Raw genomic sequence first — 16,539 nt, forward strand, 5'->3', positions numbered from 1 at the left:
CTGGCTTGTTCCATCAGTACTGTAAATTACGGACGTATTCCGCAGAGTAACTCTCAAAGCCATCTTAATATATCTGTATATCTGGGATTAGAGTGGGAATATGTCTGACTTAAAAAAACGTAACTAACTCATTATTAGTTTATTATGTTTTCGTGTAAAGGGTGTTTGTATTTTTATTATAACTCATTCATTTACAATAAATTAAATCAGAAAGCGTCTTTTTTTTCCAAAAAAAAGACGCTACGAAAGACGCAATGGAATTGTGATTGTTTTTTGATTCTTAAAGAGAGTTATAATTGAAAAACCCCTTAATTTCTCTAATTAAGGGGTTTTTTAATTTGAAAAAGCAAGATTCAAAATATTTTTCGATCCTTAAAATATCGCTATAACTGACTGATTATTAGTTAGTTATAGCTTTCAGCGGAGAGGGAGGGATTCGAACCCTCGATACCCTTTTGAAGTATACACACTTTCCAGGCGTGCTCTTTCGACCACTCAGACACCTCTCCGGATCAAATGGGTTTGCAAAGGTAAAATAATATTGCTTTCGTAGGCAATAAAAAAGCGAAGCCCTTTTTAAGGACTCCGCTCCACGAAAACTTTAACTCAACTTATAAAAAATATGGCATTTATAGTATAGAGTATAATTATGGCGTTTGGTTTAATTTGAGTAAAAAATTTTTACCCGTAATGCAGATAAATAATTTTAGCTTATGTTTGCTTCATATTGCCAAATGGCAGTTTTATACATAAAAAGCCTGTTTAGTTTAAATGCTGAGCATCAACAACATTAAAAAACCTATCGCTGCCGATATTGATGTGTTTGAGGAGAAGTTCAAAACTTCTATGCAAAGCTCGGTACCTTTGCTTGACCGCATAACCCATTATATTGTTAAGCGTAAAGGCAAACAGATCAGACCAATGTTTGTATTTTTTGCGGCCAGCATTTGCGGTGGCATCAATGAATCAACCCATCGTGGCGCCGCTTTGGTAGAGCTGCTGCATACGGCCTCGCTTGTTCATGACGATGTGGTTGATAACTCCTATCAGCGCCGGGGCTTTTTCTCTATCAATGCTTTATGGAAAAATAAAATAGCCGTTTTGGTTGGCGACTACCTGCTGTCAAAAGGCCTGTTGTTGTCTATCGATAATAATGATTTTCAGCTGCTTCGGATTGTATCAGATGCGGTAAAGCAAATGAGTGAGGGTGAGTTGATGCAGATAGAGAAGGTACGCCGCATGGATATTGGCGAGCCTGTTTATTATGAGGTGATCAGACAAAAAACGGCATCACTTATAGCTTCCTGCTGTGCATGTGGTGCGGCATCAGCCGGGGCATCAGATGAGGTGGTTGAAAAAATGCGTTTGTTTGGCGAAAAAATAGGTATTGCTTTTCAGATCAAGGATGATATGTTTGATTTTGGTACCGACGATGTAGGTAAACCCTTAGGGATCGATATCAAAGAGAAAAAAGTTACCCTGCCGCTGATATATTCGCTGGCTAATACTACCGATTCCGAAAAGAAAAGAATTATAAACCTGGTTAAAAATCATAATGACGATCCTGTTAAAATTGCACAGATCATTAAGTTTGTAAACGACACAGGGGGGCTGCAATACGCCGAAACCCAGATGAAAAAATACCAGGACGAAGCCTTTGCCATATTGAACACTTTCCCTGATAGCGATTCGCACAGGGGGTTGGAGCAGTTGGTAAGGTTCACTACCGAACGCGATAAGTAAGCCCATTTATTGTTAATCGGCATTGTATTAAACTTTTAACTTTCGCCCGGCTCTGCTATCTTTATCATAAATTAAACATATACACATATGGATAATATGAATAAACCAGGCGTGCCTACACTTTTTGAATGGGCCGGGGGAATGGAGGCCTTTGAAAAGCTTTTTGATCGGTTTTATGATAAGGTATTGGCAGATGACCTGCTTGAGCCTGTTTTTAAACACATGTCTGATCAGCACCGCCTGCACGTGGCACATTTTGTTGCCGAAGTTTTAGGTGGTCCAAAAATTTATAGTGAGGAGGAGGGAAGCCATTTTATAATGATCAGTAAGCACCTGCAAAAATACCTGACCGAGGCGCACCGCAAACGATGGATGGAACTATTACTATTAACAGCTGATGAACTTTCGCTGCCTGATGATCCGGAGTTTAGATCGGCTTTTATGGCTTATTTGGAGTGGGGTACCCGCTTAGCGGTAATAAACTCAAAAACCGATGAGGTCACGGAGCCTGCCGATGTCCCGATGCCAAAGTGGGGCTGGGGCGTACCTGGCGGACCATACATTCCCTGAATTTTATAAGGTGATAAAAGTCATGGCGATTTAAAAAAATGGCCTTGTATGCTATGCAGTTATAACTTCTCCTTAAACTTATTAACTTCGTAAATGCAATCCTTATATCAAAGCTTTCCCAAAATCACATTTTTTGATATTCTTGATGTGATATTGGTGGCCTTTATCATTTACCAACTATACAACCTGATCAGGGGTACCATAGCGGCCAACATATTTATTGGTTTCGCGGTGATATTTATCCTCAACTTTGTGGTAAAGGCCCTGGATATGAAACTGCTTACCGTAATACTGGGCAAGTTTGTTGATGTGGGGATCATTGCCGTTATTGTGGTTTTTCAGCAGGAGGTGCGGCGGTTTTTGCTGCTGGTAGGTAAAAATGCATCGCTGCAGCGTAATAAGGCATGGTGGCAGTATTTTTTTGGCAAGGCTGAGGTGGAGAAGAATAATTATGCCCGCATAAAACCTATTATTGATGCCTGTAAAAGCATGAAGCAAACGCGTACCGGCGCTTTAATAGTATTTGCCAAATATTACGACGAACAATTTTATCAGAACAGCTGCGAGGTTGTGGATGCCAAAATATCAAAACGCCTGCTCGAAAGTATTTTTCAAAAAACAAGTCCGCTGCATGACGGGGCTGTGGTGATCTCTGAAAATAAAATTAAATCGGCCAGTTGTATTTTGCCCCTTACCGAAAAAACTGACCTGCCTGCGCAATTTGGCTTGCGCCACCGGGCGGGTATTGGAGTAACTGAGGCAAACGAGGCAACGGCTATCATCATATCTGAAGAAACCGGTGAACTCTCTTACGCCAAACAAGGCCGCGTTAAAATGAACATTAGCTTTGCCGAACTGGAAAAGGTGCTGAATAAGGATTTTTAACTGCTTAGTTAAGGACGGGTCACTGTTCTGTTTTTAGCAGAATTGGCCTTACCATAATCTTGTATCAGCATCGTATAATGGGTATTAGGATCTCCGGGTTTAACTATCGGCATTTTATCATCTGAGCGTAGCTTTACAATCGGCATATTATAAGCTGTTTCAGCTGCCATTACTTCCTTAATCGTGGGTATAACCGTTGATTGTTGGCCTGCTTCTGGCGAAATAGGTGCTATTTTGGATAGATTATTATCGGGCTTCGCTTTAAAATATTGATATATTGAATTATCAGGAGTTTTACCAGGCGTAATGGGTTGAATTAATTGCTGGGCCCTTAATTGAGTAACACCGCCTATCATTAAAATAAATATCCAAATGTTTTTCATCACGCTAAAGGTTTACACTAATATAAGTACAAATAATAAGTTTTGATGTTAAAAAAGGTTATTTAACATTTGACAATTTATATAGTAACAGTTTAAAGTTAGCTGTATTTATTTCTCTACGGTTTATTAAATATGAATACTCCTATTCGGGAGTAAGTAAAATGGTAGATTTTATTACTTTTGTGAAAAATTAAAAACAATGAGCGAACTCATTAAAAAACAAGTGACTGATGCAAAGGCTTTAATGGACAAAGCCATAGACCATGCTGATAGTGAATTAAATAAAATTCGTGCCGGTAAAGCAAGTCCATCTTTATTGGATGATGTTATGGTTGATTACTACGGCAGCCCAACTCCTTTGAGCCAGGTTGGTAGTGTTAACACACCAGATGCACGTACTATTGTTATTCAGCCCTGGGAAAAATCATTGCTGGCTCCTATTGAAAAAGCAATTAAAGAAGCTAACCTTGGTGTTAACCCCCAAAATGATGGTATCATTATTCGTATAAACGTACCACCGTTAACAGAAGAACGCCGCCGCGACCTGGTTAAAAAGGCCAAAGCCGAAGCAGAAACCGGTAAAATAGCTGTTCGTAACATTCGTAAGGATGCCAACGAAAAGATTAAAAAATTAAAAACTGAAGGCGTATCTGAAGATGAAATAAAAGTAGGAGAGGCCGAGATACAAAAATTAACCGATGCCTATATCATCAAGGTTGATCAGCTTTCTGAAGCTAAAGAAAAAGATATCATGACGGTATAAATATTATCTTTATGTCAAATTAAAAGGGAATGAGCTACTTAGCCATTCCCTTTTTTTATTTTTGTTGTTGAAACATGAATATATTACTTTCTTACTTAAAAAAGCATCGTCTGGTAGTTATACTGGCCCTTTTCTTAGCGGCCATGAACATTGGCTTTTCACTGCTCGACCCATGGATAACCGGCCGCATTGTTGATCGTGTTATCGAAAAACGCACCAGCCTTCAATATGATGAATACCTGCACCAGGTATTGATGCTGATTGGGGCTGCAATTGGTGTAGCCATGGTATCGCGTATTGCAAAAAATTTCCAGGATTATTTTACCAATATCATTACCCAAAAGGTAGGTGCCGAAATGTATGCCGATGGGCTAAAACACTCTTTGGAGCTTCCTTATCAGGTTTTTGAAGATCAGCGCAGCGGCGAAACTTTAGGGATTTTACAAAAAGTAAGGCTTGATTGCGAAAAGTTCATCACCTCATTTATCGGGATTCTTTTTGTATCGCTCATTGGGATGGTATTTGTTATTGTGTATTCGGTAAGCGTGAGTTACCAGGTAACGCTGGTGTATTTTGCAGCTATCCCCGTAATTACTTTTGTAAGTATGGCCATGAGCCGCAAAATAAAAACCATTCAAAAAAAGATAGTATCTGAAACAACCGCTCTGGCAGGTTCAACCACGGAATCATTGAGGAATATTGAACTGGTAAAAAGTCTCGGTCTTGCTAAACAGGAAATCGCGAGGTTAAACAATACAACCTACAAGATCCTTGATCTGGAACTTAAAAAAGTGAAGTATGTACGCAGCATGAGCTTTGTACAGGGTACTACTGTAAACTTTGTACGCAGTGTAATGGTGGTGGTATTATTACTGCTTATTTTTAAAAACACCATTTCGCCGGGCCAATATTTTAGCTTTTTATTTTACTCCTTCTTTTTATTTAACCCGCTGCAGGAACTGGGCAACGTTATTCTGTCATGGCGCGAAGCCGAGGTATCATTGGGTAACTTTAAAGGTATATTAAGTACGCCTATTGATATAAAGCCCGAGAAACCGGTACTATTGGAGAAGGTAAATACCCTTACTTTTAGCGATGTTACGTTTAAGCATTTAACCGCCAACCGCAACGCGCTTAATCATATCAGTTTTGAAACAAACAGCGGCGAAACCATTGCGTTTGTTGGCCCCTCGGGTTCTGGAAAAACAACGCTGGTAAAATTGCTGGTTGGTTTATACCAGCCATTGGATGGCAATATTTTATACAATAATATTTTAAGCAAGGACATTGACCTGGACCAACTACGCGAAAAAATTGGTTTTGTAACCCAGGATACCCAGCTGTTTTCGGGTACCATACGCGAAAACCTGCTGTTTGTACGGCCCGAGGCTACAGACGAGGAATGTATGGATGTACTACAGCGTGCGGCCTGCCAAACCCTGCTGGCCCGTGCTGACAAAGGCCTGAGCACAGTAATAGGCGAGGGTGGGGTAAAAGTATCCGGAGGCGAAAAACAACGCCTCTCTATCGCCCGTGCGCTGTTGCGCAGACCGGATCTCCTGGTGTTTGACGAAGCTACCTCATCTTTAGATTCAATAACCGAAGAGGAGATCACTGAAACCATTCGTAATGTTTCCGAATTTGAAAACCATATCACCATTTTAATAGCCCACCGCCTGTCAACCATTATGCATGCCGATAACATTTATGTGCTTGAAAAGGGCCGTATCATCGAATCAGGCAAACATCATGACCTGATAGCTCAAAAAGGGCTTTACTACGCCATGTGGCGCCAGCAAATAGGCGAAAAGGATACAGTGGAAGAAGCCGAAGTGAAATAGAAATAGTGATAAATTAATATACATGAAAAGCCGGTAGCCATTTAGTTACCGGCTTTTTTGTGAGATATAAAATTTAAACAGTACGTTATTAAATCCCCAATATTAGGGATTGTCTCCATACCTATAATCTTATAGCTTTAAGTTTTTAATTGAAGCATAAATGAAAAATATAATAATTACAGGATGCAGCAGCGGTTTTGGCTTGCTCATGACCAAACAATTGGCAACTGAGGGAAATACGGTATATGCCACCATGCGGAATGTTAAAACGAGTAATTATAAAGCAGCGGAAGAGTTAAATGCATGGGCAAAGGAAAATAAGGCCAATATCACTATAACGGAACTTGACGTAAGTAACGAACAATCAATAAAAATAGCCATTGCAGAAATTGCCCGGCTATGTAATGGCAAAATAGATGTTTTAATTAACAACGCAGGATTGGGCAGTGTAGGGCTGGTAGAGGAGTTTGACGGACAACAGAAGCGAGATCTTTTTGAAACCATGGTGTTTGGCCCCGATAACATGATCAGGGCTGTGCTCCCGTATATGCATCAGCATAAAAGTGGCCTTTTGATATTGATAGCAAGCCGGATGAGTGCGTTTCAGTTGCCTTTTATGGGGATGTACAGTGCTGCTAAAGTCGCCATCCACTCTATTGCCAAAAGTTATAGTTATGAATTAAAACACCTATGTATTGATTCGGTTGTTGTTCAGGCTGGATCATTCCCTACAGCTATTGCTTCCAAGTATTTGACTGTAGAAAAAGAAGAGGTAGCAAAAAACTATGGCGACTGGTATGTTAAAGCGAAAAACAAAATAATTGACTTGTTTACCAAGCATAACCAACCTCAAAGTGTACAGCTGCTTACTGATCTGGTGAGTACGATCATCAATACGCCCCAAGGCAAGCGGAAGATGGTTTACCCGGTGGGTCTTGGCGTTTTGGAGGCACCTATTAATGAAATGAATTTACTGGCCGAGAATATCTCAGCTACTCTGATCAATAAAATGGAGATATAACAGMTTCAATATACTTATTCGGGGCCAGAGCTAAATATTTTTATCCTCAATGATCCTGAAAAATTCATCGCGGTAGGTGTCACCAACGGGGATAATTTTGTCGGCTATCTGTATGCGGCTGCGCTCAATGCTATCAATTTTATTGAGGGCCACAATGTATGATTTATGTACCCGTACAAAATGTTTTTCGGGCAGGGCATCTTCCATCTTCTTCATGCCCTGCAGGGTAATAATGCGTTCGGCCGGGGTAAATATGGATATATAATCTTTTAAGCCTTCAATAAACAAAATATCGTGCAGGTAAACCTTTTGTATTTTATGCTCGGTTTTAACAAAAATAAAGTCGGTCGAAAAATCATCCTGCTGTACCGGTTCGGCCTGTTGCGTGGATTTAACTACGGGCTGTATAATACTTTGCGCTTTTTGAACCGATTTAAAGAACCTGTCGAATGCGATAGGTTTAAGCAGGTAATCAACCACATCAAGCTCATAACCCTCTAAAGCATATTGGGGGTAGGCTGTTGTCAGGATCACTTTGGCTTTTCCGTTAGATATTTTTAAAAACTGAATGCCGGTAAGCTCGGGCATCTGCACATCTAAAAACACCAGGTCAACATTGCCGCCCTGTACCAAAGTTAAAGCTTCAATAGGGTTGGTTGTGGCTTTCACCAATTGCAAAAAAGGCATCTTGGAAATATAATCTTCCAAAATATGCAGCGCTAAAGGCTCATCATCAACTACCAGGCATCTGATCATGTTGTAAAAATAAGTGTTCTAATTGTTTATCGTTAATTTTTTTATTTACTCACATTGATTTCCCTGATCCAAATATTACGGAACGATACCGGGAACTCGTGCTCCTGCAGCATTAAAGGCTGCGCAAAAGGATGTTTTTGGTATTTGGGTTGCCCAACATGCGCTACCGTTCCTTTTATTTCTACATGATTTTGTACCAAAACACCGTTATGTACAACAGTAATGTAGGCCGGCGTTTTTACCGTGCTGTCCAGATTGAAACGCGGAGCGGTATAAAAGATGTCATACTTTTGCCACACGCCGGGTTTTAATGAGGCATTAACCAACGGCACGTACTGTTTATAAATAGCGCCGGCCTGCCCGTTTGAGTAAGTGCGGTTGTTATAACTATCCAGTATCTGCAGTTCATAGCGGCTTTGCATCAAAACACCGCTGTTGCCACGTTCCTGGCCTTCGCCTTTAACAATGGCGGGTGTACGCCACTCGACATGCAGCTGGCAATCAGCAAAATTTTGTTTGGTAATGATAGAGCCGCTGCCGGGTTTAACGGTCAGGATGCCATCTTTGATGATCCAGCCGGGGGGCTTACCTTTTTGATCTGTCCACTGGTTAAGATCTTTACCATCAAACAAAATAATAGCATCTGAGGGAGCCTTATTACCTGCGCCAGGCAATACCATAGCTGGTTCAGGATCCCAAACTTCGGTAAGTTTAGGATCATTCTGGGCAAGGCAATTATAGCCACATGCTGATAGTAGAAGGATCAGGAAAAAGCTTTTTAATTGGCTCATGGTTTGGTTTTTATCTTATAAAACTATAGATAATTCACAAGTATACGTATCAACCTCGTCCCTTATATTTAATTTGTGTTTTCCGGGATAAAGCAGGTTAAGCCGCCTTTGCACATTATTAAGGCCAATGCCTCCTATTGCATCGCGGTTATGGGTGTGCTTTTTATTTTGAATATAAAAGTGCAGGTTACACTCATCTACATTGATCAGTAATTTTATGGGAGACGTAACATCATTAGCTACCCCATGCTTAAATGCGTTTTCAATAAAGGCTATAAGTAACAACGGTACAATTTGTTGATTGGTTACATTGCCCATTACTTTAAAATCAATAAAAGCTTTGTTGCCAAACCGTATTTTTTGAAGGTCGATATAATTATGCAGGTATTGAAGTTCCTTGCTCAGGTCAACTTTATTATCATTACACTCATACAGCATATAGCGCATAATTTCTGATAGCTTAAGAATAGCTTCGGGGGTGGTTTCAGAGCGCTGGTAGGCCAGGGAGTAAATGCTATTTAATGAATTGAATAAAAAATGTGGGTTTATTTGCGATTTAAGGAATGCCAGCTCGGCGCTTAAACGCTGGTTTTCCAGATCATGCTGTATGCGTTCATTCAAAAACCAGTCGGTAGTGAATTTAAGCACGGTGCTTAAAAAAACAAATATAAGGCTGGTAAAAATAGTACTTAAAAAGAAGGCTGAAAATGTAATTACTTCGCCTTTTGCACGCACCAATACATATTGCTTAAATAGCAGCCCCACACCATATTTGCCAAATCCATAAGCTATAATGGTGATAATAATAAACAAAGTATAGGCCCAGTAACGTTTTTTATCTAAAAATTTGGGTATGAATAGCAAGAAGTTAATATAAAACAAGCTGATGTTGATAGCTGGGTATAGCAGGAACAAAATCAACAGCTCTTTATTGCTTAATTTAGTATTGCTACGGGCCAGGAATAAAAAAAGCGATATAATGCCTAACCAAAATAGCAAATGCCAAAATACCTGCCAGCCCGTTTTTATGATATGTGTTTGTTTTTCAGATGAAATTAAAGCCTGCATGCTTTTGTTTTTAATAGCCTTTATACAAAAGGTTATGGCATCTAATTTAATATTTTGATTGTTATATGTTGATACATTTATATATAGTAATTTTTTTTATCGATGAACGGGCATTTCAAATCGATGAACGGGTTATTTTGGTTAACTGGCTGTTCATCTATAAACTCAGTGCGTTGGTCTAATACATTTTAGCAGGTTAAATATTTAATATTTCTTTGTTCTATCAAATCACGCACAATGAAAACGCTTATCAAAAATTCGAATCCTTTTGTAATGTTACTGATACCTGTAATGTTTGCCCTTATATTAGGTGTTAGCTATCAGTTCGATCGAAAAAAGGAATCGGCAGTAGTTGGTACAACAGTACATGCTACATCATTATTTTATAAAGGTGTTACCCTGGTTAAAACAGTATGCACCATAGCAAAGAATAATAATGTATGGTAATCCATACCGAAGGGTTATCCTTCAACTTTGGCGATCAGCAGGTTGTTAAATCATTAGCACTGCAAGTTCCCGAAGGAAGTATATATGGTTTTCTTGGCCCAAACGGCGCCGGGAAAACCACTACTATCAAACTCCTGTTAAACCTGCTAAAAACTCAACACGGCAGTATTCATATTTTTGAACAGGAACTCCAAAAAAATCGTATCAGCATATTATCTCAAATTGGGTCGCTTATTGAGCAGCCGGCAATTTATCAGCATTTAACCGGAAAAGAAAATTTATTGAACAGGGCATTGTTATTACAGGTGCCTGTAAACCGGGTTGACGAAATGCTCGACATTGTAAAGCTAAACAGTGCTGCAAACAAAAAAGCAGGTCAATACTCCCTTGGAATGAAACAACGCCTGGGTATTGCATTGGCCCTGCTTAGCAACCCTAAGTTGCTTATATTGGATGAGCCAACCAATGGCCTTGATCCTAATGGTATTATTGAGGTACGCGAACTACTACTCAAGCTTGTTAACCAACACCAGAAAACTGTTTTTATATCGAGCCACTTACTGGCCGAAGTGGAATGTATGGCTACACACGTAGGTATTATTAACCATGGTGAGTTGCTGTTTCAGGGAAGAATAAAAGATCTGGAAGCCATAAGCCAGCCGCTGATACGTATTGAAACTGATAACACAGTTGATGCTGCTAATTTGCTTACCCGTAAACACCATACCGTTGCCGATGTAACCAACGAACACATATATGTTCCGTATGCTTCAAAAGAACAAATGGGCGATATCAATACACTACTCACCCAAAACGGATATATCATATTTAGCATTGTTAAGCAGCAAAAAGACCTGGAGAAACTGTTTTTATCAATAACTCAAACTGCCTGATCAAAATGAAAGGGTTCATATTATCATTCAGGTCAGAATTTTTTAAGAGCCGTAAAACGTTAGGTTTTTGGTCGGCCATATTATTGCCCCTGCTTATTTGCCTGTTGCTATTTATTGGCTTTTATATAAAAAGCGAAAAGCTTGCGGGCATGGCTCCCATGACGTTATGGATGCAGTTTGCCGGCGCTATATTAAAAGTAATGGGTTCATTATTGTTACCTATATACGTTATTTTTATAGCTTATTCTGTTAACAATATAGAGCACCGGGCCGATACCTGGAAAAGTTTATTCAGCCTGCCTGTTTCGCGGTGGGCAGTATATGGTGCCAAATATTTTTATGCCTTGTTCCTGGTATTTTTATGTCTTGCCCTTTTTGTGTTGTTTACCATTAGTTTTGGCAATTTACTAAGTGTGGTAGCGCCACAGCTCAGGTTTGATAACTACCATATGGAAAAAGAACTAATACTGGTTTATTTCAAACTATTTCTATCGTCATTAGGCATACTTTCCATACAGTTTTTACTGAGCTTGCTCTGGGCCGATTTTTTAAAGCCCATGGGTATTGGTTTTGTTTGTACGATAGCAGGTGTTATTTTAGCTTCACATAACTGGGAGTATAGTTATTTGTTCCCATACGCGCATCCAACTGTGGCTATAGCCACCATGATAAGCCGGAGTAACCAGGCCATGGGTAAGCTGCAAATTGATGTTTTTACTAAGGATGTACCGGTAAGCATCATCATCTCCGTCCTTGTTTTTATAGTCGGCTACTTTATTGTACTCAAAAAAAGCGTAAAGTAAGGCAGATGTGTGGATCTGCAGATTAAAATCCTGGGAGTTCCCTTAATCTGTTTAACGCCGAATCCTTCTTGAATTCCATTTAAAATAATCACTATTGTGAAAAATCATGGTTCAAACAAAACAAATGTGCAGATCAGATTCCTGATGATCCATTAAAATCCGCTTAATTCTGGGTTCAGACAAACCGATGTGCAGATCAAAATAGGAGTGATCCATTAATCCTGTCAATCATGGTTCAAACAACGAACCAATGAGCCTTCCCCTCCTAATTAAGGTTTAAATGAAGCAGAGTAACCTACAGAGGCTCCATAAAACTCATTAAAAACAAAGAAGGCTCCGGGTTATCCGGAGCCTTCGCAAATAATATTTAATTGATATTATTTTTGTTTGAATTGAACACGACGGTTAAGTACGCGGCCTTCTTCAGTTGAGTTGTCAGCAATTGGGTTAGTTTCACCAAAGCCTTTTACTTTAACTTTCTTAGCATCAACACCTGAGTTAACTAAGTAAGTTTTTACTGAGTTAGCACGGTCTTTTGATAAAGCGATGTTATGAGCAGCAGTACCTTCAGATGAAGCGTAACCATCTACTTGAACAGATTTACCAGATGATCTAAGATCAGCTGAAGTTGCATCTAATACTGGGTAAGATGAAGTTCTTAATACTGAGCTATCAAATTCAAACTGGATGTTTGAGTAAGCAGTAGCAGCAGGAGCAGCAGCAACAGTATCTTTAGGGAATACGATAACGCAACCAGAACCATCAACTACGCTGCCAGCAGCAGTACCAGGGCATTTGTCAAACTGATCAGCAACACCGTCACCATCTGAATCTTTTTTCAGATCATTAACAGCGCTTTCAACATTTGTTACACGGCCTTTTAAAGCTTCAACTTCCTGACGTAATGCTGCATCATACAATTCATCATACATCAAGGCTACAGGGTTTACCCACTCTAAGCTTGGTTTTGATTTTGAACCTAAAGTAAACTCTAAGCCAGCATATCCGTAACCATATTTATCTTTAGTAGGGTATCCTCTGTTAACACCGTCAAAGTTATCACCATCAACAAATGTTTCGGTATAGCCTAAGTTTAATGCAACCGCATCGCTTAGTCTGAATTTAACACCTGCACCGATAGGAATAATAAGTTCTTTAACGAATTTGCTTGTTCCTGGGCTTGTAGGAGTTCCGCCGGCATGACCGTCAAAATCAACTACAGTACCATTTTTGTAAGTAACTTTAGGAGTGTATAAAGCTAAACCAGCACCTGCAGTAACGAAGAAATTAACTGAATTTTTACGTCTTAAGAAGTCGATTGTAGCAACATTTACTACACCACTTAAAGTACCTGACCAAAATTTGGTTTCAAATTCAGAAGCATCGTAAAGGTTGGCATAACCATTATCTTTACTGTTATCACCTGCTACTTTACCACCACGTAAATCCAATTGTAAGCCAAATGAATGCGCAAGTTGCTCTCTGAATGAAATTCCGTAGCCTAACTGTACTTTATTGTGTGTAAAATCATTTGAACCACCGGTTGCAACAGATGGTGATGTTGCACCGACGTTTACACCAATGCTAAATTTTTTGTACTGTCCTAAACCACCAAATACCTTTGGGGTAGTAGTTTCAGACGACGTTGTCGTTGCTGTAGTTGTTGTTTTGGTTGAATCTGTTTGTGCATTCACCATACTTACAACCATCAAAGAAGCAAATGACAATGCGACTGTTTTCTTTAATGTAGAATAATTCATAGTTTTTAAGATTAAACGATTTTAATTGTGATTTTTTTCAAATTTAGTAATTATGTTTGAAACCATGACCAAACATTGTTCCAAAAAATGTAATAGTTACACAAATAAAGAAAAAAAAATGATAATCAACATATAAATATGAAATATCCTTTAATAGAAAATAACCTATTTACAAATAATAGAAAAAATTTCGTTTCGCGAACAAAACATAACTCCATAGCCATATTTCATGCAAATGATGAATTTCCAAGGAGTGGCGACCAGACTTTTTTGTTTAAGCAAAATCCCGATTTTTTTTATCTTACAGGGATAGATCAGGAGCAGTGTATACTTGTTTTATTCCCGGATTGTCCTAATAAAGGATACAAAGAAGTACTTTTTTTAAGACAAACCAATGAACATATAGCTATTTGGGAGGGACATAAATATACCAAAGAAGAAGCCAGGGCCGCATCAGGAATTGAAAGCATTTACTGGTTAAGTGAATATGAAACTATTTTACAGAATATTATTAACTATGCCGAACATATATATATTAACACTAACGAAAATGACCGGTATAATCATACTGTACCATACCGGGATTTGAGGATGTATGAAGCACTAAAATTAAGATACCCTTTGCATAAGTATGAGCGTTCGGCGCTGATACTGCGCGACCTGCGGGTTATAAAATCAGAAACTGAAATAGAACTGACTCAAAAGGCTTGTGATATTACCAATGATGCTTTTGTAAGGGTATTAAAATTCCTGAAACCAGGTGTTGCTGAGTATGAAATAGAAGCCGAAATAACACATGAATTTTTAAGACAACGTGCTACAGGGCACGCATATAACCCTATCCTGGCTTCGGGCAAAAACGCAATTGTGCTGCATTATACTGATAACAATCAGGTTTGTAATGATGGTGATGTGATACTTTTTGACTTTGGGGCCGAATATGCTAATTACAACGCAGATATGAGCCGCTCGGTGCCTGTTAACGGGCGCTTTACCAGCCGCCAGCGCGCTGTTTATAATGCTGTTTTACATGTAATGCGTGAGGCTACTAAAATGATAGTTGCCGGAACTGTTTGGAATGAGTATCATGATGAAGTTGKTAAAATAATGACCAGCGAACTGATAGACTTAGGTTTATTGGATAAACATGATGTTGAAAAACAGGACCCTAATGCACCCCTTTATAAAAAATACTTTATGCATGGTACTTCACACCATTTGGGTTTGGATGTACATGACTTTGCCAGTAGGTATAAAGCGTTTGAGGTGGGTAATATATTAACCTGTGAACCAGGTATATATATACCTGAAGAAGGCTTGGGTATCAGAATTGAGAATAATATTTTAATTACTGAAGGCGGCAACAGGGATTTAATGGCTAACATTCCGGTAGAAGCCGAGCATATTGAAGATATAATGAATAATTGATATGTCACGTTTTATTTACAATTAAAACAATTTAGCCCGTTATCAAATTGTAAATTAATCATAAACTATACATAAGTATCTACAAAACTATACAGATTGAATTTTTTATCGCTTAAAGCTTTGGCAACATCATGCTGAAGCTTTTTTTTATCAATGTGTTGCGTTAATTTTTGCTGAATAAGCTTGTATGCTTTTTCGGTCATTAACAACTCGCGTCGTTTATGCGGCAGGTTTGCAGATGATTTGATAAAGGCTGCAACTTCGGCAATACCACTTGCCTGTGATGCGATGGTTTTAAACACAGGTGTATGCTCACCTTTTTTTTGCCCTATTATCTTTTTCAAATTGTTTGTAAACACATCGGCATCGGCCCGGTCGGCCTTGTTAATAATAAAAGCATCAGCAATTTCCATTAAGCCCGATTTAATATGCTGTATCTCATCGCCGCCTTCAGGCACCAATATTACAAGCGTTATATCCGCAAGCCCGGCTATTTCAACTTCTGACTGGCCAACGCCAACCGTCTCAATCAGTACATAATCAAACTCGGCGGCACGCAGCACATCAGCCATTTCAATGGTTTTGGTTGATAATCCGCCCAGGGAACCACGGGTAGCTAAGGAGCGTATAAAAACATCCGGGTGGTTAAAGTGCGATGCCATCCTGATCCTGTCGCCAAGTAATGATCCAAAATTAAATGGCGAGGTAGGGTCGATGGCCAAAACCGCTATTTTACTGCCATCCTTTAAAAGCAGGTCAATTAAGGAATTTACCAATGTGCTTTTACCTGCCCCCGGCGGGCCGGTAATGCCTATTATAGGTGTAGTTTTATTAAATGAGAGGTTTTTTAATAACCCGGCACTGCCTGCCAAGTTATTTTCAACAATAGTTAAGGCACGTGCAACCTGCTTAAAGTTGTTGTAATTAATCATCGTTGATTGGTTAAAAACAGTTGCCACATTAATGTTTGTGAGTACAAATGAATAAAATTATCGTTACAAAAGTTAATTTAATCTTTATTATTGCAATTGTACAGCTGTTAGCCTGCTAACAGATTATTACGAGTAAAATGCGCAATGCCCGGTATTAACAAAACAAAAAAGCAACATATTTTAATCAGCAGAACTGATGCCATTGGCGATGTGGTGCTTACTCTGCCTATGGCTGCCTATATAAAAACACTGGTGCCTGATGCTATTGTTTCCTTTTTGGGCCGCACGTATACCAAACCTGTGATTGATACCTGCACTGCGGTTGATGGTTTTATAAACTATGATGAGATCAGGAAGCTACCTGAAAATGCCCAGGTTAGTTATCTTAAGGATAAAAAGATAGACGTCATTATTCATGTTTTTCCTAATAAACATGTAGCTGCAATAGCCAGAAA

Annotated in this window: 17 protein-coding genes and 1 tRNA gene; 11 read left to right on the forward strand and 7 right to left on the reverse strand. The window is 39.1% G+C overall.

Annotation, left to right across the window (positions count from 1 at the left end; translation table 11 throughout):
* Positions 1-421: 421 nt before the first annotated feature.
* Positions 422-509, reverse strand: a tRNA-Ser gene (locus AC1DRQ_RS16090).
* Between the two features lie 262 nt (positions 510-771).
* Here AC1DRQ_RS16090 and AC1DRQ_RS16095 point away from each other — a divergent pair.
* From AC1DRQ_RS16095 to cdaA, 3 genes are all read left to right on the forward strand, one after another.
* Positions 772-1,743: a polyprenyl synthetase family protein gene (locus AC1DRQ_RS16095; protein WP_477425679.1), complete on the forward strand. Its 972-nt coding sequence runs from the start codon at positions 772-774 to the stop codon at positions 1,741-1,743.
* Between the two features lie 87 nt (positions 1,744-1,830).
* The gene (locus AC1DRQ_RS16100; protein ID WP_477425680.1) at positions 1,831-2,313 is read left to right on the forward strand and encodes a group II truncated hemoglobin; all 483 of its coding nucleotides are present in this window, start codon (positions 1,831-1,833) and stop codon (positions 2,311-2,313) included.
* Between the two features lie 93 nt (positions 2,314-2,406).
* On the forward strand, positions 2,407-3,198 hold the full coding sequence (cdaA, locus tag AC1DRQ_RS16105) for a diadenylate cyclase CdaA (protein WP_429400310.1): 792 nt from the start codon (positions 2,407-2,409) through the stop codon (positions 3,196-3,198).
* 8 nt (positions 3,199-3,206) lie between these two features.
* Here cdaA and AC1DRQ_RS16110 read toward each other — a convergent pair whose 3' ends face one another.
* Entirely contained in the window at positions 3,207-3,581 is a 375-nt protein-coding gene (locus AC1DRQ_RS16110) for a hypothetical protein (RefSeq protein ID WP_477425681.1), read from the reverse strand.
* A gap of 199 nt (positions 3,582-3,780) precedes the next feature.
* Here AC1DRQ_RS16110 and frr point away from each other — a divergent pair, with 199 nt between their 5' ends.
* The 3 genes from frr (at position 3,781) to AC1DRQ_RS16125 (ending at position 7,206) form a co-directional block, all read left to right on the forward strand.
* A complete protein-coding gene (gene frr / locus AC1DRQ_RS16115) occupies positions 3,781-4,344 on the forward strand; it encodes a ribosome recycling factor (RefSeq protein ID WP_429400308.1) in 564 nt (187 codons plus the stop codon).
* A 74-nt stretch (positions 4,345-4,418) separates the two neighbouring features.
* On the forward strand, positions 4,419-6,185 hold the full coding sequence (locus AC1DRQ_RS16120; RefSeq protein WP_477425682.1) for an ABC transporter ATP-binding protein: 1,767 nt from the start codon (positions 4,419-4,421) through the stop codon (positions 6,183-6,185).
* 160 nt (positions 6,186-6,345) lie between these two features.
* Positions 6,346-7,206 carry an SDR family NAD(P)-dependent oxidoreductase gene (locus AC1DRQ_RS16125; protein ID WP_477425683.1) on the forward strand — a complete coding sequence of 287 codons (861 nt, stop codon included), beginning with the start codon at positions 6,346-6,348 and terminating at the stop codon, positions 7,204-7,206.
* 30 nt (positions 7,207-7,236) lie between these two features.
* Here the strand turns inward: AC1DRQ_RS16125 and AC1DRQ_RS16130 are convergent, their stop codons facing one another.
* The 3 genes from AC1DRQ_RS16130 to AC1DRQ_RS16140 are packed head-to-tail and all read right to left on the reverse strand — an operon-like array spanning position 7,237 to position 9,821.
* Complete coding sequence (locus tag AC1DRQ_RS16130) at positions 7,237-7,962, reverse strand: LytR/AlgR family response regulator transcription factor (RefSeq protein ID WP_477425684.1); 726 nt, start codon at positions 7,960-7,962, stop codon at positions 7,237-7,239.
* A gap of 41 nt (positions 7,963-8,003) precedes the next feature.
* A complete protein-coding gene (locus AC1DRQ_RS16135; RefSeq protein ID WP_429400304.1) occupies positions 8,004-8,753 on the reverse strand; it encodes a 3-keto-disaccharide hydrolase in 750 nt (249 codons plus the stop codon).
* Between the two features lie 15 nt (positions 8,754-8,768).
* Positions 8,769-9,821, reverse strand: a complete 1,053-nt coding sequence (locus AC1DRQ_RS16140; RefSeq protein ID WP_477425685.1) for a sensor histidine kinase — start codon at positions 9,819-9,821, stop codon at positions 8,769-8,771.
* A gap of 237 nt (positions 9,822-10,058) precedes the next feature.
* On the opposite strand from AC1DRQ_RS16140, the gene AC1DRQ_RS16145 reads away from it, so the two are divergent.
* From AC1DRQ_RS16145 to AC1DRQ_RS16155, 3 genes are read left to right on the forward strand one after another with little or no spacing between them, the layout of a single operon-like run.
* The gene (locus AC1DRQ_RS16145; RefSeq protein WP_477425686.1) at positions 10,059-10,268 is read left to right on the forward strand and encodes a hypothetical protein; all 210 of its coding nucleotides are present in this window, start codon (positions 10,059-10,061) and stop codon (positions 10,266-10,268) included.
* Positions 10,262-11,161, forward strand: a complete 900-nt coding sequence (locus AC1DRQ_RS16150; protein WP_477425687.1) for an ABC transporter ATP-binding protein — start codon at positions 10,262-10,264, stop codon at positions 11,159-11,161. Before AC1DRQ_RS16145 ends, AC1DRQ_RS16150 begins: the two co-directional genes overlap by 7 nt.
* Before the next feature lie 5 nt (positions 11,162-11,166).
* Positions 11,167-11,964 (forward strand): ABC transporter permease, encoded by a 798-nt coding sequence (locus AC1DRQ_RS16155; RefSeq protein WP_477425688.1) that lies wholly within the window; start codon positions 11,167-11,169, stop codon positions 11,962-11,964.
* A gap of 377 nt (positions 11,965-12,341) precedes the next feature.
* Here AC1DRQ_RS16155 and AC1DRQ_RS16160 read toward each other — a convergent pair whose 3' ends face one another.
* Entirely contained in the window at positions 12,342-13,724 is a 1,383-nt protein-coding gene (locus AC1DRQ_RS16160; RefSeq protein WP_477425689.1) for an OmpA family protein, read from the reverse strand.
* A gap of 138 nt (positions 13,725-13,862) precedes the next feature.
* On the opposite strand from AC1DRQ_RS16160, the gene AC1DRQ_RS16165 reads away from it, so the two are divergent.
* Positions 13,863-15,152, forward strand: a complete 1,290-nt coding sequence (locus AC1DRQ_RS16165; RefSeq protein WP_477425690.1) for an aminopeptidase P N-terminal domain-containing protein — start codon at positions 13,863-13,865, stop codon at positions 15,150-15,152.
* A gap of 65 nt (positions 15,153-15,217) precedes the next feature.
* Here the strand turns inward: AC1DRQ_RS16165 and meaB are convergent, their stop codons facing one another.
* Positions 15,218-16,084 carry a methylmalonyl Co-A mutase-associated GTPase MeaB gene (gene meaB, locus AC1DRQ_RS16170; protein ID WP_477425691.1) on the reverse strand — a complete coding sequence of 289 codons (867 nt, stop codon included), beginning with the start codon at positions 16,082-16,084 and terminating at the stop codon, positions 15,218-15,220.
* A gap of 144 nt (positions 16,085-16,228) precedes the next feature.
* Between meaB and AC1DRQ_RS16175 the strand changes: the two genes are divergently transcribed.
* A partial coding sequence (locus AC1DRQ_RS16175) for a glycosyltransferase family 9 protein (protein ID WP_477425692.1) occupies positions 16,229-16,539 on the forward strand: 311 nt, incomplete at its 3' end.

The sequence above is a fragment of the Mucilaginibacter sp. P4_E8 genome (genome assembly GCF_056401495.1).